Here is a 22,625-nt window from a genome sequence, read left to right on the forward strand (position 1 = left end):
GCAGGCGCGCCCTCTCCGGCGCACGCCGAGGCTCGGAGCTAGCTGCCCTGGAGGGCCGGAGGTCGAGAGGCGGTGAGCCCGCGCCGCAGGGCGAACGCGATACCCTCTTTCAGGGTCCGGAGCGTCACGACGCCGCCCACGCCCACGCCCTGCGCGACCAGCGTCTGCGCGATCCGCGGCTGGATGCCGGTGAGCACCACCTGGGAGCCGAGGAGGTTCACCGCCTTGGCCAGCCGGATGAGCGAGTCGGCCACCTGGGAGTCGATGACCCCCACGCCGGTGATGTCGAGGACCACCGTCCTGGCGCTGTGCGTGACGACCCCGTTGAGCACGGTCTCGAGCGTCGCCGCCGCGCGGTCGCTGTCGAGGAAGCCGATCAGCGGCACCGCGATGACCTGATCCGCCACCGGCATGAGCGGGGTCGACAGCTCGCGGACCATCTGCTCGAGCCGCTTCGTCTTGTCCGCCACGCGCGCCTCGAGCTCGGCGTTGAGGCGCCTCACCTCGTCCTCCGCGTGCCGTCGCTCGGTGACGTCGACGCCGATCGCCTGGAACTCGGCGAGCGGCCCCCCCTCGCCGAGCGGGGCGCGGTTGGTCCAGTGCAACCAGCGGATCGAGCCGTTCGGGAGGATGACGCGGTGCTCGGTGTGGACGATCGGGTTCTCGGGGCCGAGCTTCGCGAACTGCCGAGCGAGGTGCGGCCCTTCCTCGTCGGGGACCATCGGCATGAAGCGGTGGCCGACCAGCTCCTCCCGCGTCTTCTCGAAGTACCGGCAGTAGATGTCGTTGACGAAGGTCAGCGTGCCATCCATCCGAAAGCGGCAGATGAGCTCCGTCTGGTCCTCGACGATGCCCCGGTAGCGCGCCTCGCTCTCCCGCAGCGCGTCCTCGACGCGCTGCTTCTCGGCGAGCTCCCGCTCGAGCTCGGCGTTGCGCCAGCGGAGCATCTCCAGTTCCGCTCGCATCGTAGCGACAACATCCGCTTCGCCGTCGTTCATGATCCGGTGATTCCTTGGCGCGCCGTGTGGACAGTTACGTCCGTCCTAGCTATCCTACCAGAGGACGATAGCGCAGGGTGAACTTCGAGCGTGCCGGAGGCGCGTGCAGCGCATCCTACAGCGCACGCCCTGTCATCCCATCGACACACCGGAGCGCACCTGATCACGCCTGCACGAGCATGCGTCTCTTCGTCTCATCAAGAGAGCATGGCAGGCGCATCACGCGCGGATCTGCTCCCGCTCCGCCGCTGACGGGCATCGACGCGAGAGGGCCGGCCGCTCGCTACTGTGCCCGCCGGAGCGTGGCGACGCCCTTCCAGGGCGGCGTCTGCGCGTGCACGATGAGCTCTTCCTGGCCCGAGAACTCGCACAGCGCCTCGTAGGCGACCCCTGCCTCGTCGTAGGAGACGATCTTGAACCGATCCCACGCGGGGTCGCGGATCTCGTAGGCGCGGTCCACGTGGAGGCCGGGCGAGTCCGCGAGGATGCGCTTTCCGTCGAAGCGGACGACCAGGTGCGCGTACTGGAACTCGAGCATCGACGCGAGCATCGGTTCGAGCGGGACCTCGGGCTCGAACCGGACGAGCCTGAAGCTGCCGCGCAGGCGCGCGTCGATCGACGAGATCGCGGCGCCCGCGTCGGGCCCCCGGGAAGCGCTCGAGCCGCAGCCGGCCGCCTGCGCGGCGAGGACGGCGGCGCAGGCGGCGAGGAGGAAGCGGGGTGCGCGGGGCGCGCGGGACGGACGCAGGGAGAGACGGCTCGCCGGGGGCGACATGGGGCGGAGCTTAGGGCGAGCGGACGGACAGCGCAAAGCGGCACGGGAGCGCGCGGCCGTGGGCACGCCGTGGACGAGAGAGCGAAACATCTTCCTGCCGCGCCCGCTTCCGCTCACGCTTTCACCTCGAGCGCCGCGGGCGCGCTCGCGGGAGGGGGAGCATGACAGACGTCCTGAGAGGCACCGATTTCGTCGCAGGCCTTCCAGAGCACGCGTGCGCGGCGCGCGAGGAGGCCATCCTGGAAGCGGTGCAGGCCGGCTACCTGGCGCCGATCTCGTGGGTCCCTGTGTACAGCCAGCTCGAGGAGCGCCGCGCGACGTTCCTCGTGAGCGCCGACGCGCTCCGCATCGGCGACGCGGAGGACTCCGTCCGCGTCAACGCCTCCGCGCGGACGACCCAGCGAATCGCGGATCTGCTCGAGTGCGCGTTGCTGACGACGCGCCTCTGCGACCTCGTGTGGGAGCAGGCCAGCGTGCGGATCCCGCCGTGCATCGGCGCCCCGGATGCCACGATGGCCAGCACCTCCCGCATGCTGGAGCATCACCGCCGCGTCGAGGAGCACGTCGCGGGGCGCACCGGGCTCATCGAGAACGTGGGCAAGCACTGGGTACTCACCAACCGCCTCGCGGATCGCCCCGACCGGGCCGCCAACTACGGCTGGTTCGACCCGGGCGCGGCCCACAGGTACGGCCAGCACACCCTGTGGCAACCCCTCGGGCTCGCGCACGATCCGGATCACGTGGACTACTCGCAGGTCGTCCGCCTCGTGCGGCGACGGTGCACGGTCGACGACACGGAGCGCGACCTCCTCGAGGTGATGACCGATCCGGCGCTCGCCGGACTGCTCTCGTCCGAGGGTCCCCTGCATGTCTTCCGGCTGCCCGGGGTGCCCGAAGAGGCGAGGGTCGCCGCGCGCCCGAAAGACAGGGCTGATCCCGCGCCCGAAGACACATGATGCCGCGCGCCGGATCGGCGTGCGCGCGGTCCTCAGGCCGCCTCGCTCACTGGTTCACGAGCTGCATGCCCGGCTCCGGGTAGCGGAGGCCGACGGCCGCGCCCTTCGGCACCACCGCGTCGAGGCGCCGCAGATCGCCCTCGGTGAGCTCGAGCGCCTCCGCGGCGACGTTCTCCTCGAGGTAGGTGCGACGCTTCGTGCCGGGGATCGGGACGATGAAGTCCCCTTGCGCGAGCACCCACGCGAGCGCGAGCTGCGACGCCTTCACGCCCTTCTCCCGCGCGATGCCCTCGACCTTCGCGACGAGATCCAGGTTCCGCTGGAAGTTCTCGCCCTGGAATCGCGGCGAGATCCGGCGGTAGTCGTCCGGCGCGAGATCCTCGAAGCGCCGGATCTGCCCCGTGAGGAAGCCGCGGCCGAGGGGGCTGTACGCGAGGAAGCCGATGCCTAGCTCGCGGCACGTGGCGAGCACGTCGTCCTCGGGATCGCGCGTCCAGAGCGAGTACTCCGTCTGCACCGACGCGAGCGGGTGCACGGCGTGGGCGCGCCGGAGCGTCGACGAGCTCGCCTCCGAGAGGCCGATTGCACGCACCTTGCCGGCCTTCACGAGGTCCGCCATCGCGCCGACGCTGTCCTCGATAGGCGTCTTCGGATCCACGCGGTGCAGCTGGTAGAGATCGATCACATCGACGCGCAGGCGCCGCAGGCTCGCGTCGCACGCCGCGCGGATGTACGCCGGCGCGCCGTTGATGCCGCGGACCGTGACGTCGTTCGGGTCGCGGACGATGCCGCACTTGGTCGCGAGGACGACGCGATCGCGCCGGCCCGCGATGGCCCGGCCGACGAGCTCCTCGTTCGTGAAGGGACCATACATGTCCGCTGTGTCGAGCAGCGTGACGCCGAGCTCGATGGCGCGGTGGATCGTGGCGATCGACTCGGCCTCGTCGCGCTCGCCGTAGAAATCGCTCATGCCCATGCAGCCGAGGCCGAGGGCGGAGACCTGCAGAGTTCCGAGCTTGCGAGTGTGCATGGTTGGGCTCCTTGGCGCCGCGGAGAGGCGATGGCGGCGCACACCACGTAAAAGTGAGCGCGCGCACGGAGTCAAGGGCCGGTTCGCCCCCCTGGAGGCTGTCGACACCCTCCCGGAGAGATGAAACTCTGGCCGGAGGCTGTCGACACCTTCCCCGGAAAGACGAAGCTCTGGCCGGAGGCTGTCGACACCTTCCCCGGAAAGACGAAGCTCTGGCCGGAGGCTGTCGGCACCTTCCCGGGAAAGATGAAGCTCTGGCCGGAGGCTGTCGGCACCTTCCCGGGAAAGATGAAGCTCTGGCCGGAGGCTTCAGACAGCCGTCACACTGTACAATTCAGATGACAGTGCAACAGCGCACGGCTGGCGCGCTCAGGAGGGCGGAGGCCCGTCCATCAGCGGCAGCACCTCGCAGTAGCCCTCCCCCGCGACCTGGAGGAAGCGCTTCGCCCCCGCGATCGCCTCCTCCTTCGAGGCCGCCCGGATCAGCGCGTAGCCGACCATCGGATCCTTCATGTCCGGGAGCGCCCCGTCGCTCACGGTGAGCTCGGCGCCTGCTCTCCGGACGCGCGCGCCCATCGCGGCGGGGAGGAGCGCGTCGGTGCCGAGGAGCACGCCCTCTCTCGTCATCTCGTCGATGAGCTTCCCCATCTGCGCCATGTGCTCGGGATCGGGAGCACAGAGCTCCTGCTGGCTTTTGTCAGGCCGATACAGCATCAAGAATCGCATCGTCGTCTCTCCTTGGGTGCTCGCCCGGCACGGCGGGCGTTCCTCGATCACAGGCCGCGCGAGCCGCTCGGACGCCTCGGTCGCGCGACGATCCCTCGACCCCCGCTACTTTCGGAGCGGAAACAGCGCGCGCAGCCGCTCGTCGCGGAGGAGCAGCCCGCCCCAGATCATCGCGGCGACGTACACAGGGAACAGGACGTGGCTGAACAGCGGGTTGTCGACGCGCACGTGCGTGGCGATGGCGCCGCCCAGGAAGCCCGTCAGCAGGACCGCGCCGAGCACGGAGGTGCGCGGGATCACGTACGTGACGACGCTCGCCAGCAGGACGAGCCCGATGCCGCGGACCGAGCTCACGGGATAGCCGAGCTGCTCGGACCCCTCCAGCACCTGCGGCACCATCATCAGCTTCCCGATGCTGTCGAAGAGCAGGAACGCCACCGAGAGGCCGCTGAGGACCCGCCCGGCCCAGACCTTCTTGTTCGACACCACCACCGGCTCCACGTGCTTCTCCGACATCAAGGCGCTCATCTCCATCGTCTCCTCCGGGTCGATCTGGACAGATCGGTCCGCCCGCCCCGGGGTCACGGTGGCGCGGCGCGGCCGATTCGATCCCTAGGACCGCGCGACGGCGCCCGATTCATCGGTCGCCTGGAAGATTTTTTTCGGAGCTACGCCTCGGGCCGGAGGGGCAGGCCGAAGAGCGGGAAGAGCCGCTCGGCGTCGAGGAACGAGCACACCCCGACGATCTCCCCGGCGGACAGCTCGATGACCTGGATCGCCCACGGGACGAAGGCGCCGCCAGGGCCGCTCGGCCGGTACTGCCCCAGCGCGAAGGATCCGTTCGCCGCCACCGGCAGGAGCCGCGAGCCTCTGCACCCCTCGCCCACCTTGAGGAGCCAGGCGTGCACCGAGGGGCGCCCCCGGAGCCACAGCCGGTAGGGCGGCATCGACCAGGTCGCGTCCTCCCGGAGCAGCGAGACCAGCGCGTCGACGTCCTGCCGCTCGAAGGCCGTGACGTAGCGGCCGAGCAGGGACCGCTGCGCCTCGTTCATCGGCTCGTGGAGGTCGGTCTTCTCGTCCTGGCCCATCGTCGCCCGGGCGCGCTGCAGCGCGCTGTTGACCGAGGCGACGGTCATCCCGAGCAGCTCCGCGATCTCCGCGGCCTCCCAGGACAGGACCTCCTTCAGCAGCAGCGCCGCGCGCTGCCGGGGCGGGAGCCGCTGGAGCGCCGCCACGAACGCGAGCCGGATCGTCTGCCGCGACGAGACCAGCTCCGCCGGGTCGCAGGACGCCGCCAGCACCCGACCGTCGGGGATCGGCAGCACCCACGTCGCCTCCACCAGCGTGTCGAGGACCGGGTTCTCGGCCGAGCCCGCCGGGCCGAGATCCATCGGTCGCGCCCGCCTCGACCGGCCCCGCAGCATGTCGAGGCACACGTTGGTGGCGATGCGGTACAGCCACGATCGCATCGCCGCGCTGCCGTCGAGCTGATCGATGCTGCGCCACGCCCGCACCATCGTCTCCTGCACGGCGTCGTCCGCGTCGAACGCGGAGCCGAGCATCCGGTAACAGTGGCCGGTCAGCTCCCGCCGGTGCTGCTCCAGGCGCAACTCCATCTCGCCGGGAGGGGGGTTGGCTGCGGGGATCGAGGAGATATCCATCGCGGTAGGTTACCTCGGGCGAAGCCTGATCCTTTGGTCCTTCGCGGCCCCCTGCCCTCCGTCCGCGCGGCAGGCGCCGTGGCGAGCCCAGCCGGCACGAAGCCCACCGCGAGCGCGCCGGGGGGTCCGCCTCGTCACCGCTCACAAAAGAATCGAGGGGCGCGGAGGGAGGCCGGCCCGGGGAGGGTCCCAGGAACAAAAGCCGGCACGCAGACGCTGTCCGGTGCACCAAGGAGCACGACCCAATGACCCTCGCTCTCTTCTCCAACGAGACCCACAGCGCGATCCGTCGCTTCGCACTCGGCAGCTTCCTTACGGCGGCCGTCCTTGCTGGCGGCGGAGCGGCCTACGCGGCGGACGGCGCGGGCGGCACGGGAGACAAGCCGGCGCCGCACCAGGGCCAGAGCAAGAACGCCCACCGCGAGCACGGGCAGAAGGACCCGGCCCGCCTCATCAAGCGCTTCGATAAGAACGGCGACGGCAAGCTGACCGTCGCAGAGCTCCCCGAGAAGATGCAGAAGCAGCTCGGCCAGGCCGACACGAACAAGGACGGCACCCTGTCGGCCGAGGAGCTCAAGGCGAACGCCGAGCAGCAGGTGAAGGAGCGGCAATCGAAGCAGAACGCGCGCTTCGCCCAGCGCGACAAGAACGGCGACGGCTTCCTCACCAGGGACGAGGTGGGTGAAAAGCGCTGGGAGCAGATGAAGGCGGCGGACGCGAACCATGACGGCAAGCTCAGCCCCGATGAGCTGCGCGCGGCGCACCCCGCGCACAAGCCGGCGGCAGCGCGGTAACTCCGAGGCGAGCGCGAGACGTGGAGAGGCGCGGTCCGCCCGCTCAGGAGCCGAGCGGCGCGCCGCAGCGATCGCAATCCTTCGATCGGTACGAGTGCTTCGCCGCGCAGTTCAGGCAGTGCTTCGGCAGGAAGTAGAGGAGCGCCAGCCCGATGCAGGTGGCCAGCCCCACGATGCCCCACGCGCCGCTCCGGCCGCGCATCTTCGCGTAATTCACGAGGGCGATGATGAACAGGACGACGCCGAGGAGCGAGAGGGGAGCGCTGTCCATCGCGCGACCCGCCGATTGCAGGAGGAACCCCGGCACCCCGAAGAGGAAGCTCAATCTGCTGAAGCGACTCAGCTTCTTCTGGATCTCGAGGCGCCGCTCCGGGCTGATCTGCTCGACGGCCGCGGCGTGAGGCTCGGTGGATGCGGTCGGAGGTGCATAAGGGTTCATGCGTTCTTCCTTCTCGGCGCGCGTTCCGGCGCGGTCTCGCCGGGCGCCGCGCGGTGAGGATCCCACGTTATGCGCCTTCCCCGACGCGAATAGCAGGATTTGCACAGGATACCTGCCGGCAAAGGCGTCCTCGACCTCGAACCCGGGCACCCCGCCGTGAACCCGGAGGCGCCGGGGGTCGCGCCCGCTCCCGGAAAAAAGATCGAGGGGCGCGTAGGGAGGGCGGCCCGGGGAGCGTCCCAGGAACAGAAGCCGGCAAGAACAGGCTGGCCCTTGCACCAAGGAGCACGACCCAATGACCCTCGCCCTCTCCTCCAACAAGACCCACAGCGCGATCCGTCGCTTCGTCCTCGGCACCTTCCTTGCCGCGGCCGTCCTCGCCGGCGGCGGAGCGGCCTACGCGGCGAACGGCGCGGGCGGCACGGGGGACACGCCGGCGCCGCACCAGGGCCAGGGCAAGGACGCCCGCCGCCAGCACGGCCCGAAGGACCCGGCCCGCCTCATCAAGCGCTTCGATAAGAACGGCGACGGCAAGCTGACCGTCGCGGAGCTCCCCGAGAAGGCGCAGAAGCGGCTCGGCAAGGCGGACACGAACAAGGACGGCAACCTGTCCGCCGAGGAGCTCAAGGCGCACGCCGAGCAGCGCATGAAGGACCGGCAGGCGAAGCAGAAGGCGCGCTTCGCCAAGAAGGACAAGAACGGCGACGGCTTCCTCACCAGGGACGAGGTGGGCGAGAAGCGCTGGGAGCGGGTGAAGGCGGCGGACGCGAACCGCGACGGCAAGCTGAGCCCCGACGAGTTGCGCGCGGCGCGCGGCGCACGCAAGGCCCCGGCAGCGCGGTAGAGCAGCGAGGTCAGCGCCGCGGCGCCGTCGCCTCGCCGGCCGCGGTCTCCTCGGCGGGCGCTGTCTCCTCGCCAGCGCCCGCCGCCGGCGCGGCGGCGCGCTTCCTCGGACGCTTCGGGAAGAGCGGGAGCTGCCGCTCCAGCACCTGGCTCCGCCAGGCGAGCAGGGTCTGCGCGCGCCGGCGCGCGGTTTCCTTCCCGATGCCCGCGGTGAAGCGGAAGATGCGCCGCGCGAGCGCCTCCCGCGTCGGGGCCGAGGGCTCGAAGAGATCCGGCGCGACCTCCTTCACGACCTCGCAGGCGAAGATCGCGCGCCGCAGGTGCGTCCGCTCGTCGGCAGAGCCGGACGAGGTGGCGAGCAGCTCGCGTGCCGCGGGCGTGATCGAGGCGCCGTCGTCGCCGAGCCAGCCGAGGACGCGGGCAGCGGCGAGCGCATAGCCGACGTGCCGCAAGGAGATGCCCGTCTGCTCGGAGATCCGCTCCTTCTCGGTCACCCCGCCCGAGAGCGCCTCCAGCACGCGCCGCACGTTCGTGAGGTTGTCGGCCTGGGGGATCTCGGCGCTGTGCAACAGGCGGGTCGTCGGCATGGGCGGCAAGGAACCCCCGGCCCCCGGCCGGGAGACGACACCATAGCGCGCCAAGGCACGGCGTGGGCCTCGAAGACGCCCGCCCGGTCGGGCGCGTCGTCGCCGCTCTTCTCCAGCGCGCACGCTGCGCCGGCTGGGCCGTGGGCGCCTGGTCCCTGTGCCAGAGCTGTCTGCGCCTGGCACACATGGCGCAGCGCGCCAGCGAGCGCGCTCGGGAAAGCGCCCGGATCGCGCGGAGCGGCGATGGAACGGTTGCTGCCAAGTCTGCCAGGGCCGACGCTGACGTCGGGTCCGCCGCGGCCCTCCGGGACATCGCGCCTGAAGGTAAAGCGCTCCGTCTTCCCCTCTACAGCGCACTCGCGTGTTCCAGGTGCTCCCCATGAGAATGCGGTCCTTTCTTCGCGCATTGATCCGCTGGCAAGCAACTCCCGTGTTCACCCTCGCGCTGCTGTGTCTCCACTGCAGCTCGAGCGTCGAGGCGGACTCGATGGGCGGCGGCTCCGCCGGCGAGGGTGGCAGCGGTAGTTCCACCGGCCAGGGGAGCGTCGGCAGCGCCTCGACGGGCGAGGGCGGCGGCAGCAGCTCGAATGGATCGGGCGCTGGCGGCTCCACAGGGGAAGGCGGCAGCTCCACGGGGGAAAGTGGCGGCGGAGGCTCCACGGGGGCGGGCGGTGGCGGCGGGTGCCGCCTGCCGGACGACCCCGCGGTGTTCGAGATCGGGACCGGCGAGACCTGCTTCGAGAGCATCGAGGAGGGCGCCACGCTCCCGGTGATGGCCGGGCCCCAGGGGGGATATCACCTCTGGTTCGCCGTCGGCTGCACCGACTGCGGGGAGAGGGTGCGTGTTCGGTACAGCGTCAAGGACCCTGCGACCGGGGACCTGTTCCCGCCGGGCGTGCCGCAGGAGGGGATGATCGAGCTCGTCCCCGGGGAGTTCCCGCACGCGTACGGGCTCATTGCGTTCCTCCCCGGAAGAGTGTGGGATCCGGCCGCCGTGCTCAAGGAAGGGACCCACGTGATCCTCGCGGCGGAGGCGCGCAACGACGACGGCTCGACGAAGCACGCGGCGCAGGTGGAGGTCGTCCTCGGCGCTACCGTGGCCTGGGGGCCGCCGTGCAGCGACGATCCGGCGACCTGCGGCGCCCCCGGCGGGGCGCCGTGCTGCACCGACTGAGCGATGCAGCGCGGAGCCCATGTTCGGTGCGCCCGGCGCGGGTTCTCCCGACTTGCGCGCCGGGCGGCGGCGTGGATCAGAAGACGACGCCGCCGGGCGAGCAATACTGGTCGAGGAGGGGCGAAGGCGTCGCCGACACGTTGGCGTCGTCCACGTAGTACACGGCCGGCCCGCCGATCGTGTAGATATAGACCTCGTTGTTGAAGGACGTGCCGCAGGTCTGGAGATACTCCCACTTTCCGGTCTGGGTCGAGGTCCTCGTGTTATAACCCGTCCCGCCGCTGCCGAGCCCTATCGTCACCTGCCCGGTCACTGTATAGACCCAGACGCTGAACCGCAGGTAGGGGTTGTTGGGCGGCGGGCTGGCGGATGTCCAGTACTGCTGGGCGATGCCGCCGTTGGTCGTCGTCGCGGACACGAGGAGGCTGCGCCTGTTGGCCGTGTGCACGACGTCGGTCTTGAGCCATGTCGCGATGGCGCCGTAGTTCAGATCATTGCTCGTGGCAGGCCAGGAGTCCGCCGCGGTGCCCCAGCCGGCGAACCATGACGCATTGGCGTTGCCATGATCGATGAAGCCCGACGGGATGCCGGCCTGCGCGTTCTCGAAGCCGGGGTTGTAAAGCAGGTTGACGATCGGGAGCTGGAGGAGGACGAGGGACTGCGCGCTGCCGGAGCTGACCGCGATCTCTGCGCCAGACTTCGCGACGGGGGTCAGCGTCTGCTGGGCGAGGGCGTCCGGGGCCGGCGCGGTGTTCTGCGCGCCGATGCCCTCGACCGGCTGCACCTCCGCCGGGGCGCGGGCTGCCTCGGGGAAGGCGGCGACCTCCTCGACGTCCATGGGCCCCTCGTCGAGAGGTTCGGAGTCCGAGACGCAACCGACGAGGGCGAAGGGGACAACGAGGCTGCTGAGGATGAATGCGGTAGATTTCATGACGGGTTCTCTCCGGTCGGGGATCGATTGTTCGACTGACGATCCTTCCTCCTGAGCACGCTGAGCACGCAGCGTGCCGGTCCGGCGGGCGCGGATTTCCGGCGATCTCGAGGGGGCGCTCGTGGAGCGAGCGCCGGTACGGGAACACGGCGGCAGTCCTGCTAAAATGCTGGGGGCCTGTATGGAGGCTGTGGCCTGGAGGCCATGACCTCCAGGCGCGGAGGCGTGCCCCTCCAGGACGCCGCGCCGATGGTGCTGCCAGCACGCGAGCGCCGCGTGCTGTGCGCGGGCGCCGGGTGGATGGAGGACGCGCTGCGGTGGAGCGTGCCGTGCCGCCGCCGGGCGTCAGCCCGGCGGGAGCAGGGCGAGCAGCGCTCTGGCGGCAACCTTCTTGTCGAGGACAAGCACGCTCCGGATCAGCCTTGCGCTCCCCGTGAGCTTCTCTCCCAGCGCCTCGCCCGTGATCTCGAGCCGGCAGGCCAGGAGGCGCTGGGGGTAGCGGGAGAGGAGCGCGTCGCAGTCGCGATAGAAGCGGGTGCTGCCGTCGCTCGCGAGGAAGAGGATGCGCGACGCGCGTGCGTTCTGCGGGCTCTCCGGGGCCCTCCTGGCCGCGGCGTCCAGCCCCTTCTGCTCGCCGGCGAGCTTCTCGGCGATGAGCTCGAGGCCATGGCAGGCGTGCTCGGCCGCGAGCGCGCCGCGGAGCTCCGCGGCCAGCGCGTCGGTCATCGGGAGCGTCGCCACCTGGTTTCGGCCGCTCTCCCACAGCAGACCTGCGTGCTTGGTGAGGAGATCGGACACCGCGTCATGGCGCGGATCGGCGACGAGATCTTTCGGCAGCTTGAGCACAGGCACCTCTGTGCGCACCCTACCAGACCCGGAGCGCGGCGACGACCATCGCGGCGGCGTACCTCCCGAACGCAGAGATCCGTCGGGCCAGGCCATCCGTTCTGCGGCCTCGCGCGCTCGGCGTTCCGGAGCTTCCAGCGGGAGCTCGGGCCGCACGGGGACCTCCCTCACCATCACTGGCTCAGTGTTGGGCCGACGATGATACCGATCATGGCACGGCAGAGGAGAGCGGCCGGCTGCGCGTCGCTGCGCCTTGTACCGCCGAGCTTGCTGTCCTCGACGGCCCATCGTAAACCAGGATATGGCCGTTCGAGCCGTTACCGTGACCCTGCCCCAGCCGCTGTACGAGCGCCTGGCTCGCCGCGCTCAGAAGACACAACGAACCGTCGAGGCCGAGCTCGTCGACGCGGTGGCAACTTCCCTCCCTGACGAACCCGACGAGCTGCCGGTCGACACGGCGGAGGCCATCGCCGCGCTGCACCTGCTCGGTGACGAGGATCTCTGGCGGGCCGCCAGGCAGAGCCTCTCCCCGGAGAAGGCAGCAGACCTCGAGGATCTGCACATCAAGCGCCAGAGCGAAGGGCTCTCCGCGTCGGACATGGAGGCGCTCGCGACGCTCATGAAGGAGTACACGCGGATCATGCTGGTTCGTTCCCGATCTGCCGCGTTGCTCAAACAGCGAGGTCATGACGTCTCGGGGCTTCACCAAGGACATGAGCCGTAGCTACATCGGGAGGGCGCTGCGTGAGCAAGATTGAACCATGAGGCCGCCCAATCAGCCGCTGCTGCCGGCGGCGCTGCGCCGCGGCAGACCGGCAGCCGCCGGCGACTGGCGCGGGCGTTGCTTAAAATTCTGAAATTGTTGAAGACGAGTGGGGAACACTTGTGCTGCTCGGGTCACCATGGGCGACGTTCGATGAGCTTTCGCTCGTTCCAAAGCTCTGGTACGTGCAGAGGCCCCGGCATGCCAGCTTTCTTGGCTCCTTGATCGATAGGCTTTAACCGGGACCTTTTTCATGGCACCGATCATTCCGAATCCAGACAAGATAAAGAGCTTCCCCACCGAGGCGGCCTTCGAAGCCTGGCTGGCCGCGAACCACGCCCGCGAGACCGAGCTGTGGCTGAAGATTCACAAGAAGGACTCGGGCGTGCCGACGGTGACCTACGCGCAGGCGCTGGACGTGGCCCTGTGCTGGGGGTGGATCGACGGCATCCGGAAGTCCTTCGACGAGATCTCGTTTCTGCAGCGGTACACCCCTCGCAAGGCGAGGAGCGTCTGGAGCCAGATCAACAGGGATCACATCGCTCGGCTCACGGCGGCCGGCCGCATGACCCCGCACGGCCAGCGGCACGTCGACGCCGCGAAGGCGGATGGTCGCTGGGAGGCCGCTTACGCCCCCATCCGCAGCGCGACCGAAGACACCCTTCCTGCGGACCTTCGCGCGGCCATCGAGGCGAACCCGCGGGCGCGCAAGACGTTCCAGACCCTCGGACGCCAGAACCTCTTCGCGCTGGCGTTTCGCATGAACAGCGTGAAGACGCCCGCCGGGCGCGCGAAGAAGATCGAGACGCTGGTGGCGATGCTGGCGCGCGGTGAGACCATCGTGCCGGAAGGGCGGCGCTGACCTCGGTCAGCGCGCGCGGCTCCCCTCCAATGAGCGTGCAACGTGTTGCCTACCTGGTTCTCCGGTGCGCGGACCTCGAGCGCTCGCGGCGGTTCTACGAGGGCCTTGGCCTGCGATTGTCCCCAGAACAGCACGGCAGCGGAGCGAAGCACTACTCGTGCGATGTAGGTGGACTGATCCTCGAGCTCTATCCGCTCTCGGACAAGCCGACGTCCGGCCTCCGCCTGGGGCTCGTCGTTTCCGACCTCGAGCGGGTCCTGGAGTCGCTCAGAGCGTTGGGCGCGGCCGTCGGCGTCGTCGGCTCCGAAGGCAGCTCGCCCGTGACGGTCATCGATCCCGACGGCCATCGGATCGCCCTGGAACAAGAACGCTGAGCCGCTCCAGGGCAAAGCAGGGAGCGGGCGCAGCACCTCACGAGCCGCTCCCGCGCCTCCTCCTCGGGCGACGAGGCGCCCGTCACGAACGCCGCCCGGAACTTGGCCCTCCCGCGCGGCGCCTGGCATCTCCGCGCGGTGCGATCGCGTCTCTTCCTCGCGCTCGCCGCCGCGATCGCCGTCGGGATCGCGCCGGCGACGGCATCTCCAGCGCCGCCGGGCGTCCGAAAGCTCCACGTAGAGGCCGGGGCGGTCCACGCCACGGTCGGCGCGTCGGGCAAGCAGGTGCGCCTCACGCTCGATCCCGAGCTCCAGCGCGCCGCCGAGCGCCTCCTCGCCCGCTCCGGCGCCCCCGAAGGCGCCATCGTCGCCTCCGACGTCCGCACCGGCCGCATCCTCGTGTGGGCGAGCCGCGGAGACCGGGACTACGTCGCCACCCCGCTCGCCCCGAGCGCGAGCCTCTTCAAGATCGTCACCGCGGCGGCGCTGCTCGAGGGCCGCAAGGTGAACATCGCCACGCCCGTCTGCTACACGGGCGGCATGAGCGCGATCACCGCGGCCGATCTGGAGGGCCGCGGCGCCACCTGCACCGTCTTCGGCGAGGCGCTCGGCCGCAGCATCAACGGCGTCTTCGCCCGCCTCGCAGGCCGGCACCTCACGGCCGACGACCTGCGCAACAAGGCCCGCGACCTCGGCTTCGACGGCGAGGTCCCCATCGACATCCCCGTCGCGCCGAGCACCGCCAACATCCCCGCCGGCGGGCTCGGTTTCGCCCGCGCCGCTGCGGGCTTCTGGAGCGGGCGGCTCAGCCCGCTCGGCGCCCTGTTCGCGATGCAGACGATCGCCAACGACGGCGAGCGCGTCCGCCTCTCGCTGCTCGCGCCGCCGGGCGCGCAGGACCGCGAGGACGCGGGCGCCGTCACGCCGCGGAGCACCGACGGCCGCGGCCTCCGGACCGACGTCGCGCGCTCCCTCCGGTCGATGCTCGAGATCACGACGCGGCGGGGCACCTGCGCCAAGGCGTTCCGCAAGCCCGACGGCACCCGCGCCCTCGGCACCATGCCCGTCGCCGCCAAGACCGGCACGCTCGTCGGCGGCAGCCCGTCGCGGATGTTCTCGTGGTTCGCCTCGTTCGCGCCGTCGGATCGCCCGGAGATCGCGGTCTCCGTGATGCTGGCCAACGACATCGCGTGGCGCACCAAGGCGAACCTCGTGGGACGCGAGCTGCTCGAGATCTACTTCGGCCGGAGACGGCCGGGGCCCGTGGCCCGACGGCGCTGACGGCCATCGACGCCGCGCACACGACGCGCCCGCGTGGCGCATCGCCTTCACCGATGACACGCGCAGCTGCTTCCGTGACGGCGCCGGCGCGTCAGGTGCAGCCCTTTGCTCGACCTGCATCATCCCTTGTGCTCCCCTCCTTGAGGATGTGACGCTCAGGCGCCATGGCGAAGGTCACCGCGCTCGGCATGGACACGATCACCGAGAAATCCGGTCATCAGATGACGGGGATGGCCGTGAGCGTGTGCCTCACGCCGGCCGCGCCGAGCCCGTTGCCCATCCCCTACCCCACGATGGGCGCAAGAAACCCTCCTGGAAATTCTGGGGGAAGCCCCCCCAGTATCCCTACCGTCCTGGCGAGATGTGCCCCACGCCCCAGGGTCCCTTCGTGCATCAAGGCTACTACGTCGGAGTGACGCCATCCGGATCGGTCAGCGGCGTCCCGTTCAAGCCATGAGCCCTCGTCTCGCGAGCGTACCATCCCCCTTTGGCGGGCTGCCCCGGCAGGCAGATATCGACGCGCTGCTCTCGCGGGCCAGCTTCGGGCGCGTGCTGGCGCGACCGCCGGCGCCAGGACGCAGCGTCGCGCCGACGCTCTCGTGGGTGGACCGCAGCGCGCTCGCCGAGCTCCGGCCGCTGCTCCAGATCGGGGACGGGGCGCCACCGGCCGAGAGCGCATGGCATGAGGCGCCGGTGCTCGAGCTGATCGGCCGGGGCGAGCGCGTCGCAACGCTGACGCTGCATCACGGGCTCGCGGTCGGCTATCCCGGCTGGAACGCAGCCGCCCCGCTCGCGCGCCCGGAGAAACTCGCGCGCTGGCTGGCCGAGCGGGGGTGTCTCGCGCCGCCGGGGGGGACGCCAGGCGCCGGGCCCGAGAGCGCGGCGGAAGGGCCCCGCTGGCCGGAGGGCGCTCCGCCTGACCTCGCGCCGCTCCGCGGGGCGCTCGCAGCCCCGGCAGGGGGCCGCCTCGGGGGAGCCATCGAGGCGTTGTCGGTGCTGGGGCAAGCGCGTCCGGCGCCTCTGGATCAGGCCACGATACTGCTGGAATGGCTCGGTCATGACGCGGGCGCCTGGACGGCCGCTCCGGACAGCGATCCCGTGCCGCTCGCGCTGCTCCGCGTGCTCGGGGATGCCGTGGTGGACGACGCCATCCGCGCCGGGCTGAGCTCGGCCGAAGCGCGGCGCGGAGCGGCTCGCTTCGTCGCAGCGACGATCGCGACCCGCGCGGATCAGAATCGGCGGCGCGAGCGGCTCGCGGGAACCCTCGTGGCCCTGCGGGAGGCCGCGCGGACTTCGGGGGTCGAGGGGAGCAGCCGCGCTCTCGAGGCAGCGCTCGCTCCCGCTCCGCTGGCCGCTCCCGAGGGCACCCGGCTCCTCGCAGCGGCGCAGCACGGTCGCCTCTCTCGGATTTGCCGAGACGGCGATCACGTCGCTGCGCTGGACGGGCTCTCCATCACCCGGTTCAGCGCCGGCGCGCCCGAGGGGCAAATCCTGTTCGAGCTACCCGGCGTGCACACCCCCCTCTTCGCGCGCAACGGGCGGGCATACTTCCAGCTGAACGGCCGCGTCTGCGAGGTGTCGACTCCAGGGGGACCGCTCGTCGCAACCGAGCCCAGCCTCTGGTCCCGCATCGCGCGCTCGCCGCTTTCCTACGGCGTCGCGCGCGCGCGGTGGGAGCGCGCGCGGCGACGCTGCGCAGAGCGGGCGGAAGCGCAGGAGCCAATGCCCATCTTCCTCGAGATTGACGAAGAGGAGGAGGAAGCGTACGCGAAGCTCGGCGCGATCGGGGCGCCACGACCGCGCGCGGTAGCGACACGCGCGCTCGCGTGGTTCGCGCCGGGGCTCAACCTCGTCGCCTGGGAGGGTGCGCGCTCCGGGTCCGCCAAGCTCGGAGGTCGACCCATCCACCTCGCAGCCGGCGATGACGGGCTCTACGTGCTCGTCGAGCACGCGCCGGGAGAGCAGGCCGTCCTCCGGATCGACGGCGGGGTGATCACGACGTCAGCGCGCTTCCAGGTGGAGCCTGGCGCCATCGTACACTGGAGGCCGGCAGGGGAGAGCGTGCACCTGCTCTTGGAAGCGCCGCTCGGCGACGTGCTCGTCGACGTGGCGCTCGGCAAGAAGGCGTGAGCGGCGCTGGCCGCTCGGGAAGGCGAGCGCCGACGCCCCGCGCTCGCCGTGCACAGCCTCGTCGCCCGGCGTCGCTGAGGGGCCGAGCCCCGCTGACGGGCGGCCCGGGGCTGGGTTACGCTGCGACGACCCCCATGAACGCCCGAGACCGCATCCCCCTCCTCCTCGCTCAATTGCGCAAGGAGTACCCCGACGCGCGTTACGAGCTCGACTGGAAGACGCCGCTCGATCTGCTCGTCGCGACCATCCTGGCCGCGCAGTGCACGGACGAGCGCGTCAACCGGGTGACCGCCACGCTCTTCCCGAAGTACCCGACGGCGCAGGCGTACGCCGACGCGCCCACGGCGGAGCTCGAGGAAGAGCTCAAGCCGACAGGCTTCTACCGCCAGAAGACGAAGACAGTGCAGGCCATGTGCAGGGAGCTCGTCGCGCGCTTCGGCGGCGAGGTGCCCGCGACCATGGCCGATCTCACCACGCTGCCGGGCGTGGCCAGGAAGACGGCGAACGTCGTGCTCAACACGGCGTTCGACATCGCCTCGGGGATCATCGTCGACACCCACGTCGCCCGCCTCAGCGGGCGCATCGGCCTCTCGAAGCGCGAGAAGCCCGAGCAGATCGAGGAGGATCTGATGAAGATCGTGCCGAAGGATCAATGGACGTTCTTCGGCCCCGCGCTGGTGCTGCACGGCCGCTACACCTGCGTCGCCAGGAAGCCGAAGTGCGGGGAGTGCCGGATGAGCGAGTTCTGTCCGAAGGAAGGGGTCTGAGCGAGAGATGAAGATCGATCTACCTGCCTCGTGGGAGCGCGTGCTCGCCGGAGAGCTCGAGCAGCCGTACTTCAAGAAGCTGGCGCGCTTCGTCGAGGACGAGCGGAAGGCGCACCAGGTGTTTCCCGCGGAGGAGGACGTCTTCGCCGCGTTCAAGCTCACGCCGTACGAGAGCGTGCGCGTGCTGCTCCTCGGCCAGGACCCGTACCACGACGACGGGCAGGCCCACGGGCTGTGCTTCTCCGTGCGCCCGGGCGTCACGCCGCCGCCGTCGCTCGCCAACATGTACAAGGAGGCGGTCTCGGATCTGCCGGGCTTCGCGATCCCCAGCCACGGCTGCCTCACCACGTGGGCGACCCAGGGGGTGCTGCTGCTGAACACCGTGCTCACCGTCCGGGCGCACACGCCGAACTCCCACAAGAACCAGGGCTGGGAGTCGTTCACCGACGCGGTCATCAAGAAGGTCAACGAGAGGCCCGACGGGGTGGTGTTCGTGCTCTGGGGCGGCCACGCGCAGAAGAAGGCGAAGCTCATCGACGCGAAGCGCCACACGGTCATCAAGGCGGCTCACCCCTCGCCGCTGTCGGCGAGGAGCGGGTTCTTCGGCAGCAAGCCGTTCTCGACCATCAACAGCGCCCTCCGCGCCCGCGGCGCCGAGGAGATCGACTGGCGGCTCCCGGAGACCGCGTAACGCCGCGATGACGCCGCGGAAGCGCTCCCTGCCGCTCTCCCCGGGGACGCGGTACACCCCCGCCGTCCTCGAGGGGATCGCCGACGGGGAGCGCGCCGCGCTCGCGCCGTCGCTCGCCGCGCGCACCGAGGCCGGCGCGGTGTCGGCCGCGGCCTCGGCGCTCGCGCGGGCCGAGGCGCTGCAACGGGCCTCGGTGGGCGCCGAGCCGCCCGATCGGCCCATCGCCTGCAGGGCAGGCTGCTCGACCTGCTGCGTCAGCAAGGTGCTCGTGCTGGCGCCGGAGGTGCTCCGCATCGCAGCCCACCTGCGCGCCACGCGGAGCCAGGCGGAGCTCGCCGCGCTGGAGGAGCGCGTCCGCGCCGCCGACGCGGCGACGCGCGGGCTCTCCCGCCTGGAGCGCGCCGAGGCCGGCGTCCCCTGCCCGCTGCTCGACGAGCGCGGCGCCTGCTCGATCCACGCCGTCCGCCCGATCGTGTGCGCAGGCTGGAGCTCCCTCGATGCCGCGGCGTGCGAGCGCCACTTCGCCGCGCCCGCGTCCATCCCCACGGCGCCGATGCACCGCCCGGGCTACGAGGTCGCCAACGCCGTCCTCGCCGGGCTGGGATGGGCTGCGAAGGAGCAGGGCCTCGACGCCGCGCCGCTCGAGCTCATCGCCGCCCTGCGCATCGCGCTCGAGCGCCCGAACGCCGGCGAGCGGTGGCTCGCGCGCCTCCCGGTCTTCGCCGCGGCCCGCGACGCCGAGTGGCAGGAGGACCGGCGGCGCGAGGGATGAGCGCGCGCCGCGATCGGTCGCGTCATCTGGGCGCTCGCGGTAGGAGAAATCCGTTTAGGCTAGCGCGCCGCGGAGGCCGCCGCCGGTCGGCGCCTCGCGACGGAACACAGGTCTAAGGAGACGCGATGAAGATCTACGGACATCCCATGAGCACGTGTACGCGCAAGGTCCTGACGGTGCTCGCCGAGAAGGGCCAGGAGGCGCAGTTCGTGCTCGTCGACCTGATGAAGGGCGCGCACAAGCAGCCCGAGCACCTCGCGCGCCACCCCTTCGGCGTGATCCCGGTGCTCGAGGACGAGGACTTCACGCTCTACGAGTCGAGGGCGATCATGCGTTACCTCGATCACAAGCTTCCGGGAGCTTCGCTGACGCCGACCGAGCTCAGGGCCAGGGCGCTCATGGATCAGTGGCTCAGCGTGGAGCAATCGTACTTCGGGACCCCGGCGGTCAAGATCTGCTTCCAGCGGGTCTTCCTGCCGATGCAGGGCAAACCGGGCGACGAGTCCATCGTCGATGCGTCCAAGGCCGAGGTCTCGAGGGCGCTCGACGTGATCGAGAAGGCGTTGGCGGGCCACGAGTACCTCGCGGGTTCGAGCTACTCGCTGGCCGACATCTCGTGGATGCCGTACCTCCAGTGTCTCGTGGTGTCGAACGTCGGGGAGCTCATCACCGATCGGCCGAACGTCGCGGCGTGGTGGAAGCGGATCAGCGCGCGTCCCGCCTGGGTGAAGGTGTCGTCCTGACACCTGCCGGCCTGCCCTGAGCAGGCGTCTTCTGCGCAGAAAGCGACGGGGGGTCGGCGACGCCAGGGACGCCGGAGCATCGCTGCCGCCCCTGCGCGGCCATGCTGCCGGACGGCCAGGCGCGGCGGGCCTTCCTCGGCCCTTCAGCTCGGGGCGCCGAGCACCTCGTCGAGCGTCCGCGCGCCGAGCACCCGCTCGCCCCACCGCTCGAGCTCGGCCACGTCGGCTGCGTCGATGCGAGCGACTACGGCCGCGGGCAGCTCGCCGAAGCGGGCCCGGAGCTGCCGCAGCAGGAGGTTGCGCCCCCCTTCCTTCAGCCCCTCGTTGCGCAGCTTTTGCTGGTAGTCCTCGAACCACGCCCGGATCTCTGCGCTCACGTCGTCCTCCTCGCTCGTCGCCTGCTCATCCAGCCCGAGCTGGAAATGTACCAGGAGAGGCGTGGCGACGCTCCTCTCCCAGGCGTCCTCCGGCATCGCCGCCAGATCGGCGAGCGCCTCGCGCAGCACGCGCCCGGATCCGAGCAGGCGCAACAGCAGCGTCTCCTGTGTCCGGGGCAGCTCGGACAGCACGACGAGGCGAAGCGCGAGCCCCGGCGCCGCGTGGTACACGCCGGGCTTCACCTTGTGGCACTCGTACGCTGCGAGCACGCTCTCCGGCCGGCCCGAGCTGATGACCACGAGCGCAGGGAAAGCCACGGCCGGCTGGGTCGATGCGTCGGGTTCCGCATCGTTCGACGACGCGCCAACTGGAGACGCAGACGCGCGGGCCCGGCGTTCGAGCTCGTGATACCAGGTGAGCTGCTTGCGCAAACACGAGCGGACCTGCCGAAGGCCGGGCGTGCGGTGAAACGGCTCGAACAGGCTCGGCTCCGCGGAGAGCTCGCCCAGCAAGCCCATGCCGGCGCGCTCAGCGTCCCGCGCCGGATCGGGCACGCTGTAGACATCGATCTTCTGCGTCGCCGCGAGCACCTCCACCTCCGTCTCCGGAGACGAGGCTCGGCTCAGCGCCTCGCGCAGAATGTTCTTCGCGAACTGGTCAGCGCCGTTGTGCATCGGCGGCGCACCCTAACCGCATCACGGAGAACGGCCCACAAGATAGAGCGGAATATGAGCGGCAAGCATGCTTACGCGAGGAGCTCTGTGCTCATCACGAAAACGACTCTCCAAGCTACGGTGCCCGCCAATAGGCGCTACCGAGCCACGCCGGGGTCGACGCTTCAAGCCACCTCATCCCTCGCCTGGCGTGCCCGCCGGAGAGCACCTCCACTTCGCCGGAAAACGGCAGGACGCGCCGCTCGATCTCGGCGCGCGCGAGGGTCTGGACGTGCGTGGCGCGCTCCCACGCGCACTCGGGGTTGGGGAGCAGTCTCATGCGGTCTCTTCTTCATTTCAGGTACGAGGCGCGCCGCGCGTCGAGCGCCCGCGTCGCCTCGGCGAGGGCTCCGCCGGGCGTGGCCGCCGCGGTCGCCGCACGCGGCAGCTCCACGCCCGCCGTGGCGATCTCGACGAGCGGCGCGTCGAGCGCCCTCCCTCGGACAGCGCCCCCGCGGTACGATGCGCGCATGCCCGTGTACCGCACGTCCGCCGTCGAACACGCCGCGGCGGTCGCCGTGGCGGCCCGGACCGACGTGGGCCACAGCCGCGAGCACAACGAGGATACCTTCCTGATCAGCGATCTCGCGCGCGGGCTCGTCCATGGGCCTCCGGCCGCCGAGGCGTCCATCGAGCCGCCGCTCGCCCTGTCGCTCGGCGTGTACGACGGCTCGGGCGGCGCGTCGTCCCCCGACGCTGCGAGCCGGCTCGCGGCGCGCATGGTCCACGCCCTCCTCACCCGCTCCGCGCCCCGATCGAGCGACGCCCTCGAGCGGAGCCTCCTCGAGGCGATCGGCGAGGCCGGGCGCGCCGTCCGCGAGAACGCCCGCCGGAGCTCACAGCACCGGAACAGCGGCACCACGGCGACCGTGGCCGCGCTCTGCGATGAGCGCCTCCTGCTCGCGCAGGTCGGCGACAGCCGCGCCTACCTCCTCCGCAGCGGCGTCCTCACCCAGCTCACCCGCGACCAGACCCTCCTCCAGTCGCTGCTCGAGAGCGGCAAGCTGCGGCCCGAAGAGGCCGCCACCTTCGAGCACAGGGGCGTGATGCTCCAGGCGCTCGGGCTCCGCGAACACCTCAAGATCGCGCTCTCCGCCGTCGAGCTCCGCCGCGAGGACACCCTGCTGCTCTGCACCGACGGGCTGAGCGACCTCATCGACGATCGGCACATCGCCGCCACGCTCGACGCCCACCCCGACCCGGCGGCAGCCGCCAGCGCCCTGATCGACGCCGCGCTCGCCGCCGGAGGCCGCGACAACGTGACCGCGCTGGTCACGCGGTTCGACGGCCCCTGGCTCGCTCCGCCGGCCAGCGACCGCGCCGCGGAGATCATCGAGATCGCCAGGTTCTCCGAAGGGTCGACGCGCCGCTCCTGACGGCGCGCCGGCCCC

General features: G+C 71.0%; 28 protein-coding genes. 15 read left to right on the top strand and 13 right to left on the bottom strand.

Annotated features, from left to right (window positions below; all coding sequences use genetic code 11):
* Positions 1–38: 38 nt before the first annotated feature.
* Both WMF14_RS26280 and WMF14_RS26285 read right to left on the bottom strand, forming a co-directional pair.
* Positions 39–965, bottom strand: a complete 927-nt coding sequence (locus WMF14_RS26280) for a PAS domain S-box protein (protein WP_437790420.1) — start codon at positions 963–965, stop codon at positions 39–41.
* Between the two features lie 316 nt (positions 966–1,281).
* Entirely contained in the window at positions 1,282–1,773 is a 492-nt protein-coding gene (locus tag WMF14_RS26285) for a hypothetical protein (protein WP_437790422.1), read from the bottom strand.
* 161 nt (positions 1,774–1,934) lie between these two features.
* On the opposite strand from WMF14_RS26285, the gene WMF14_RS26290 reads away from it, so the two are divergent.
* Entirely contained in the window at positions 1,935–2,729 is a 795-nt protein-coding gene (locus tag WMF14_RS26290; protein WP_437790424.1) for a hypothetical protein, read from the top strand.
* Between the two features lie 46 nt (positions 2,730–2,775).
* On the opposite strand, the gene WMF14_RS26295 is transcribed toward WMF14_RS26290, so the two are convergent.
* Complete coding sequence (locus WMF14_RS26295) at positions 2,776–3,759, bottom strand: aldo/keto reductase (RefSeq protein ID WP_437790425.1); 984 nt, start codon at positions 3,757–3,759, stop codon at positions 2,776–2,778.
* Positions 3,760–3,879: 120 nt separating this feature from the next.
* Here WMF14_RS26295 and WMF14_RS26300 point away from each other — a divergent pair, with 120 nt between their 5' ends.
* Positions 3,880–4,101 (top strand): hypothetical protein, encoded by a 222-nt coding sequence (locus tag WMF14_RS26300; RefSeq protein WP_437790426.1) that lies wholly within the window; start codon positions 3,880–3,882, stop codon positions 4,099–4,101.
* A gap of 27 nt (positions 4,102–4,128) precedes the next feature.
* Here WMF14_RS26300 and WMF14_RS26305 read toward each other — a convergent pair whose 3' ends face one another.
* The 3 genes from WMF14_RS26305 to WMF14_RS26315 form a co-directional block, all read right to left on the bottom strand.
* A complete protein-coding gene (locus WMF14_RS26305) occupies positions 4,129–4,485 on the bottom strand; it encodes a YciI family protein (protein ID WP_437790428.1) in 357 nt (118 codons plus the stop codon).
* A gap of 105 nt (positions 4,486–4,590) precedes the next feature.
* On the bottom strand, positions 4,591–5,019 hold the full coding sequence (locus tag WMF14_RS26310) for a DoxX family protein (RefSeq protein WP_373372156.1): 429 nt from the start codon (positions 5,017–5,019) through the stop codon (positions 4,591–4,593).
* Between the two features lie 134 nt (positions 5,020–5,153).
* Complete coding sequence (locus WMF14_RS26315; protein ID WP_437790429.1) at positions 5,154–6,146, bottom strand: sigma-70 family RNA polymerase sigma factor; 993 nt, start codon at positions 6,144–6,146, stop codon at positions 5,154–5,156.
* Between the two features lie 245 nt (positions 6,147–6,391).
* Here WMF14_RS26315 and WMF14_RS26320 point away from each other — a divergent pair, with 245 nt between their 5' ends.
* A complete protein-coding gene (locus WMF14_RS26320) occupies positions 6,392–6,940 on the top strand; it encodes an EF-hand domain-containing protein (RefSeq protein WP_437790430.1) in 549 nt (182 codons plus the stop codon).
* Between the two features lie 43 nt (positions 6,941–6,983).
* Here the strand turns inward: WMF14_RS26320 and WMF14_RS26325 are convergent, their stop codons facing one another.
* A complete protein-coding gene (locus tag WMF14_RS26325; protein ID WP_437790432.1) occupies positions 6,984–7,379 on the bottom strand; it encodes a hypothetical protein in 396 nt (131 codons plus the stop codon).
* Between the two features lie 295 nt (positions 7,380–7,674).
* On the opposite strand from WMF14_RS26325, the gene WMF14_RS26330 reads away from it, so the two are divergent.
* Positions 7,675–8,223 (top strand): EF-hand domain-containing protein, encoded by a 549-nt coding sequence (locus WMF14_RS26330; RefSeq protein ID WP_437790434.1) that lies wholly within the window; start codon positions 7,675–7,677, stop codon positions 8,221–8,223.
* Between the two features lie 10 nt (positions 8,224–8,233).
* Here the strand turns inward: WMF14_RS26330 and WMF14_RS26335 are convergent, their stop codons facing one another.
* The gene (locus WMF14_RS26335) at positions 8,234–8,809 is read right to left on the bottom strand and encodes a hypothetical protein (RefSeq protein ID WP_437790436.1); all 576 of its coding nucleotides are present in this window, start codon (positions 8,807–8,809) and stop codon (positions 8,234–8,236) included.
* 430 nt (positions 8,810–9,239) lie between these two features.
* On the opposite strand from WMF14_RS26335, the gene WMF14_RS26340 reads away from it, so the two are divergent.
* Positions 9,240–9,983 (top strand): hypothetical protein, encoded by a 744-nt coding sequence (locus WMF14_RS26340; protein WP_437790437.1) that lies wholly within the window; start codon positions 9,240–9,242, stop codon positions 9,981–9,983.
* A 76-nt stretch (positions 9,984–10,059) separates the two neighbouring features.
* Here the strand turns inward: WMF14_RS26340 and WMF14_RS26345 are convergent, their stop codons facing one another.
* Together WMF14_RS26345 and WMF14_RS26350 are read right to left on the bottom strand one after the other, a co-directional pair.
* Positions 10,060–10,914, bottom strand: a complete 855-nt coding sequence (locus WMF14_RS26345; RefSeq protein ID WP_437790439.1) for a hypothetical protein — start codon at positions 10,912–10,914, stop codon at positions 10,060–10,062.
* A gap of 345 nt (positions 10,915–11,259) precedes the next feature.
* Positions 11,260–11,766 (bottom strand): hypothetical protein, encoded by a 507-nt coding sequence (locus WMF14_RS26350; RefSeq protein ID WP_437322754.1) that lies wholly within the window; start codon positions 11,764–11,766, stop codon positions 11,260–11,262.
* Positions 11,767–12,082: 316 nt separating this feature from the next.
* On the opposite strand from WMF14_RS26350, the gene WMF14_RS26355 reads away from it, so the two are divergent.
* The 9 genes from WMF14_RS26355 to WMF14_RS26395 all read left to right on the top strand — a co-directional run bounded on the left by WMF14_RS26355 (position 12,083) and on the right by WMF14_RS26395 (position 20,143).
* A complete protein-coding gene (locus tag WMF14_RS26355; RefSeq protein WP_437790441.1) occupies positions 12,083–12,484 on the top strand; it encodes a hypothetical protein in 402 nt (133 codons plus the stop codon).
* A gap of 292 nt (positions 12,485–12,776) precedes the next feature.
* Entirely contained in the window at positions 12,777–13,385 is a 609-nt protein-coding gene (locus WMF14_RS26360) for a YdeI/OmpD-associated family protein (RefSeq protein ID WP_437790442.1), read from the top strand.
* 29 nt (positions 13,386–13,414) lie between these two features.
* The gene (locus WMF14_RS26365) at positions 13,415–13,759 is read left to right on the top strand and encodes a VOC family protein (protein ID WP_437790444.1); all 345 of its coding nucleotides are present in this window, start codon (positions 13,415–13,417) and stop codon (positions 13,757–13,759) included.
* A 138-nt stretch (positions 13,760–13,897) separates the two neighbouring features.
* Positions 13,898–15,040, top strand: coding sequence for a penicillin-binding transpeptidase domain-containing protein (locus WMF14_RS26370; protein ID WP_437790446.1), 1,143 nt, complete (start codon positions 13,898–13,900; stop codon positions 15,038–15,040).
* 453 nt (positions 15,041–15,493) lie between these two features.
* Positions 15,494–17,170: a hypothetical protein gene (locus WMF14_RS26375; RefSeq protein ID WP_437790448.1), complete on the top strand. Its 1,677-nt coding sequence runs from the start codon at positions 15,494–15,496 to the stop codon at positions 17,168–17,170.
* Positions 17,171–17,304: 134 nt separating this feature from the next.
* Positions 17,305–17,937 carry an endonuclease III gene (nth, locus tag WMF14_RS26380; protein ID WP_437790449.1) on the top strand — a complete coding sequence of 211 codons (633 nt, stop codon included), beginning with the start codon at positions 17,305–17,307 and terminating at the stop codon, positions 17,935–17,937.
* Between the two features lie 7 nt (positions 17,938–17,944).
* The gene (gene ung / locus WMF14_RS26385) at positions 17,945–18,628 is read left to right on the top strand and encodes a uracil-DNA glycosylase (RefSeq protein ID WP_437790451.1); all 684 of its coding nucleotides are present in this window, start codon (positions 17,945–17,947) and stop codon (positions 18,626–18,628) included.
* 7 nt (positions 18,629–18,635) lie between these two features.
* Positions 18,636–19,400, top strand: a complete 765-nt coding sequence (locus WMF14_RS26390) for a YkgJ family cysteine cluster protein (protein WP_437790453.1) — start codon at positions 18,636–18,638, stop codon at positions 19,398–19,400.
* A gap of 125 nt (positions 19,401–19,525) precedes the next feature.
* The gene (locus WMF14_RS26395) at positions 19,526–20,143 is read left to right on the top strand and encodes a glutathione S-transferase family protein (protein WP_437790455.1); all 618 of its coding nucleotides are present in this window, start codon (positions 19,526–19,528) and stop codon (positions 20,141–20,143) included.
* A 143-nt stretch (positions 20,144–20,286) separates the two neighbouring features.
* On the opposite strand, the gene WMF14_RS26400 is transcribed toward WMF14_RS26395, so the two are convergent.
* The 3 genes from WMF14_RS26400 to WMF14_RS26410 form a co-directional block, all read right to left on the bottom strand.
* Positions 20,287–21,195 carry a DUF4351 domain-containing protein gene (locus tag WMF14_RS26400; RefSeq protein WP_437790456.1) on the bottom strand — a complete coding sequence of 303 codons (909 nt, stop codon included), beginning with the start codon at positions 21,193–21,195 and terminating at the stop codon, positions 20,287–20,289.
* A 115-nt stretch (positions 21,196–21,310) separates the two neighbouring features.
* Complete coding sequence (locus WMF14_RS26405) at positions 21,311–21,514, bottom strand: hypothetical protein (protein ID WP_437790458.1); 204 nt, start codon at positions 21,512–21,514, stop codon at positions 21,311–21,313.
* A gap of 12 nt (positions 21,515–21,526) precedes the next feature.
* Positions 21,527–21,706: a hypothetical protein gene (locus WMF14_RS26410; protein ID WP_437790460.1), complete on the bottom strand. Its 180-nt coding sequence runs from the start codon at positions 21,704–21,706 to the stop codon at positions 21,527–21,529.
* Between WMF14_RS26410 and WMF14_RS26415 the strand changes: the two genes are divergently transcribed.
* Positions 21,705–22,610, top strand: a complete 906-nt coding sequence (locus tag WMF14_RS26415) for a PP2C family protein-serine/threonine phosphatase (protein ID WP_437790462.1) — start codon at positions 21,705–21,707, stop codon at positions 22,608–22,610. The genes WMF14_RS26410 and WMF14_RS26415 overlap by 2 nt on opposite strands.
* Positions 22,611–22,625 lie beyond the last annotated feature (15 nt).

The sequence above is a fragment of the Sorangium sp. So ce693 genome (genome assembly GCF_051521375.1).
Taxonomy (GTDB): Bacteria; Myxococcota_A; Polyangia; order Polyangiales; family Polyangiaceae; genus Sorangium; species Sorangium atrum.

Excerpts from the sequence above, each read along its gene's own strand:
- WMF14_RS26280 (WP_437790420.1), bottom strand. The coding sequence starts at position 965 with ATGCGAGCGGAACTGGAGATGCTCCGCTGGCGCAACGCCGAGCTCGAG.
- WMF14_RS26285 (WP_437790422.1), bottom strand. The coding sequence starts at position 1,773 with ATGTCGCCCCCGGCGAGCCGTCTCTCCCTGCGTCCGTCCCGCGCGCCC.
- WMF14_RS26290 (WP_437790424.1), top strand. The coding sequence starts at position 1,935 with ATGACAGACGTCCTGAGAGGCACCGATTTCGTCGCAGGCCTTCCAGAG.
- WMF14_RS26295 (WP_437790425.1), bottom strand. The coding sequence starts at position 3,759 with ATGCACACTCGCAAGCTCGGAACTCTGCAGGTCTCCGCCCTCGGCCTC.
- WMF14_RS26300 (WP_437790426.1), top strand. The coding sequence starts at position 3,880 with ATGAAACTCTGGCCGGAGGCTGTCGACACCTTCCCCGGAAAGACGAAG.
- WMF14_RS26305 (WP_437790428.1), bottom strand. The coding sequence starts at position 4,485 with ATGCGATTCTTGATGCTGTATCGGCCTGACAAAAGCCAGCAGGAGCTC.
- WMF14_RS26310 (WP_373372156.1), bottom strand. The coding sequence starts at position 5,019 with ATGGAGATGAGCGCCTTGATGTCGGAGAAGCACGTGGAGCCGGTGGTG.
- WMF14_RS26315 (WP_437790429.1), bottom strand. The coding sequence starts at position 6,146 with ATGGATATCTCCTCGATCCCCGCAGCCAACCCCCCTCCCGGCGAGATG.
- WMF14_RS26320 (WP_437790430.1), top strand. The coding sequence starts at position 6,392 with ATGACCCTCGCTCTCTTCTCCAACGAGACCCACAGCGCGATCCGTCGC.
- WMF14_RS26325 (WP_437790432.1), bottom strand. The coding sequence starts at position 7,379 with ATGAACCCTTATGCACCTCCGACCGCATCCACCGAGCCTCACGCCGCG.
- WMF14_RS26330 (WP_437790434.1), top strand. The coding sequence starts at position 7,675 with ATGACCCTCGCCCTCTCCTCCAACAAGACCCACAGCGCGATCCGTCGC.
- WMF14_RS26335 (WP_437790436.1), bottom strand. The coding sequence starts at position 8,809 with ATGCCGACGACCCGCCTGTTGCACAGCGCCGAGATCCCCCAGGCCGAC.
- WMF14_RS26345 (WP_437790439.1), bottom strand. The coding sequence starts at position 10,914 with ATGAAATCTACCGCATTCATCCTCAGCAGCCTCGTTGTCCCCTTCGCC.
- WMF14_RS26360 (WP_437790442.1), top strand. The coding sequence starts at position 12,777 with ATGGCACCGATCATTCCGAATCCAGACAAGATAAAGAGCTTCCCCACC.
- WMF14_RS26365 (WP_437790444.1), top strand. The coding sequence starts at position 13,415 with ATGAGCGTGCAACGTGTTGCCTACCTGGTTCTCCGGTGCGCGGACCTC.
- WMF14_RS26375 (WP_437790448.1), top strand. The coding sequence starts at position 15,494 with ATGAGCCCTCGTCTCGCGAGCGTACCATCCCCCTTTGGCGGGCTGCCC.
- nth (WP_437790449.1), top strand. The coding sequence starts at position 17,305 with ATGAACGCCCGAGACCGCATCCCCCTCCTCCTCGCTCAATTGCGCAAG.
- ung (WP_437790451.1), top strand. The coding sequence starts at position 17,945 with ATGAAGATCGATCTACCTGCCTCGTGGGAGCGCGTGCTCGCCGGAGAG.
- WMF14_RS26390 (WP_437790453.1), top strand. The coding sequence starts at position 18,636 with ATGACGCCGCGGAAGCGCTCCCTGCCGCTCTCCCCGGGGACGCGGTAC.
- WMF14_RS26395 (WP_437790455.1), top strand. The coding sequence starts at position 19,526 with ATGAAGATCTACGGACATCCCATGAGCACGTGTACGCGCAAGGTCCTG.
- WMF14_RS26400 (WP_437790456.1), bottom strand. The coding sequence starts at position 21,195 with ATGCACAACGGCGCTGACCAGTTCGCGAAGAACATTCTGCGCGAGGCG.
- WMF14_RS26405 (WP_437790458.1), bottom strand. The coding sequence starts at position 21,514 with ATGAGACTGCTCCCCAACCCCGAGTGCGCGTGGGAGCGCGCCACGCAC.
- WMF14_RS26415 (WP_437790462.1), top strand. The coding sequence starts at position 21,705 with ATGCCCGTGTACCGCACGTCCGCCGTCGAACACGCCGCGGCGGTCGCC.
- WMF14_RS26410 (WP_437790460.1), bottom strand. The coding sequence starts at position 21,706 with ATGCGCGCATCGTACCGCGGGGGCGCTGTCCGAGGGAGGGCGCTCGAC.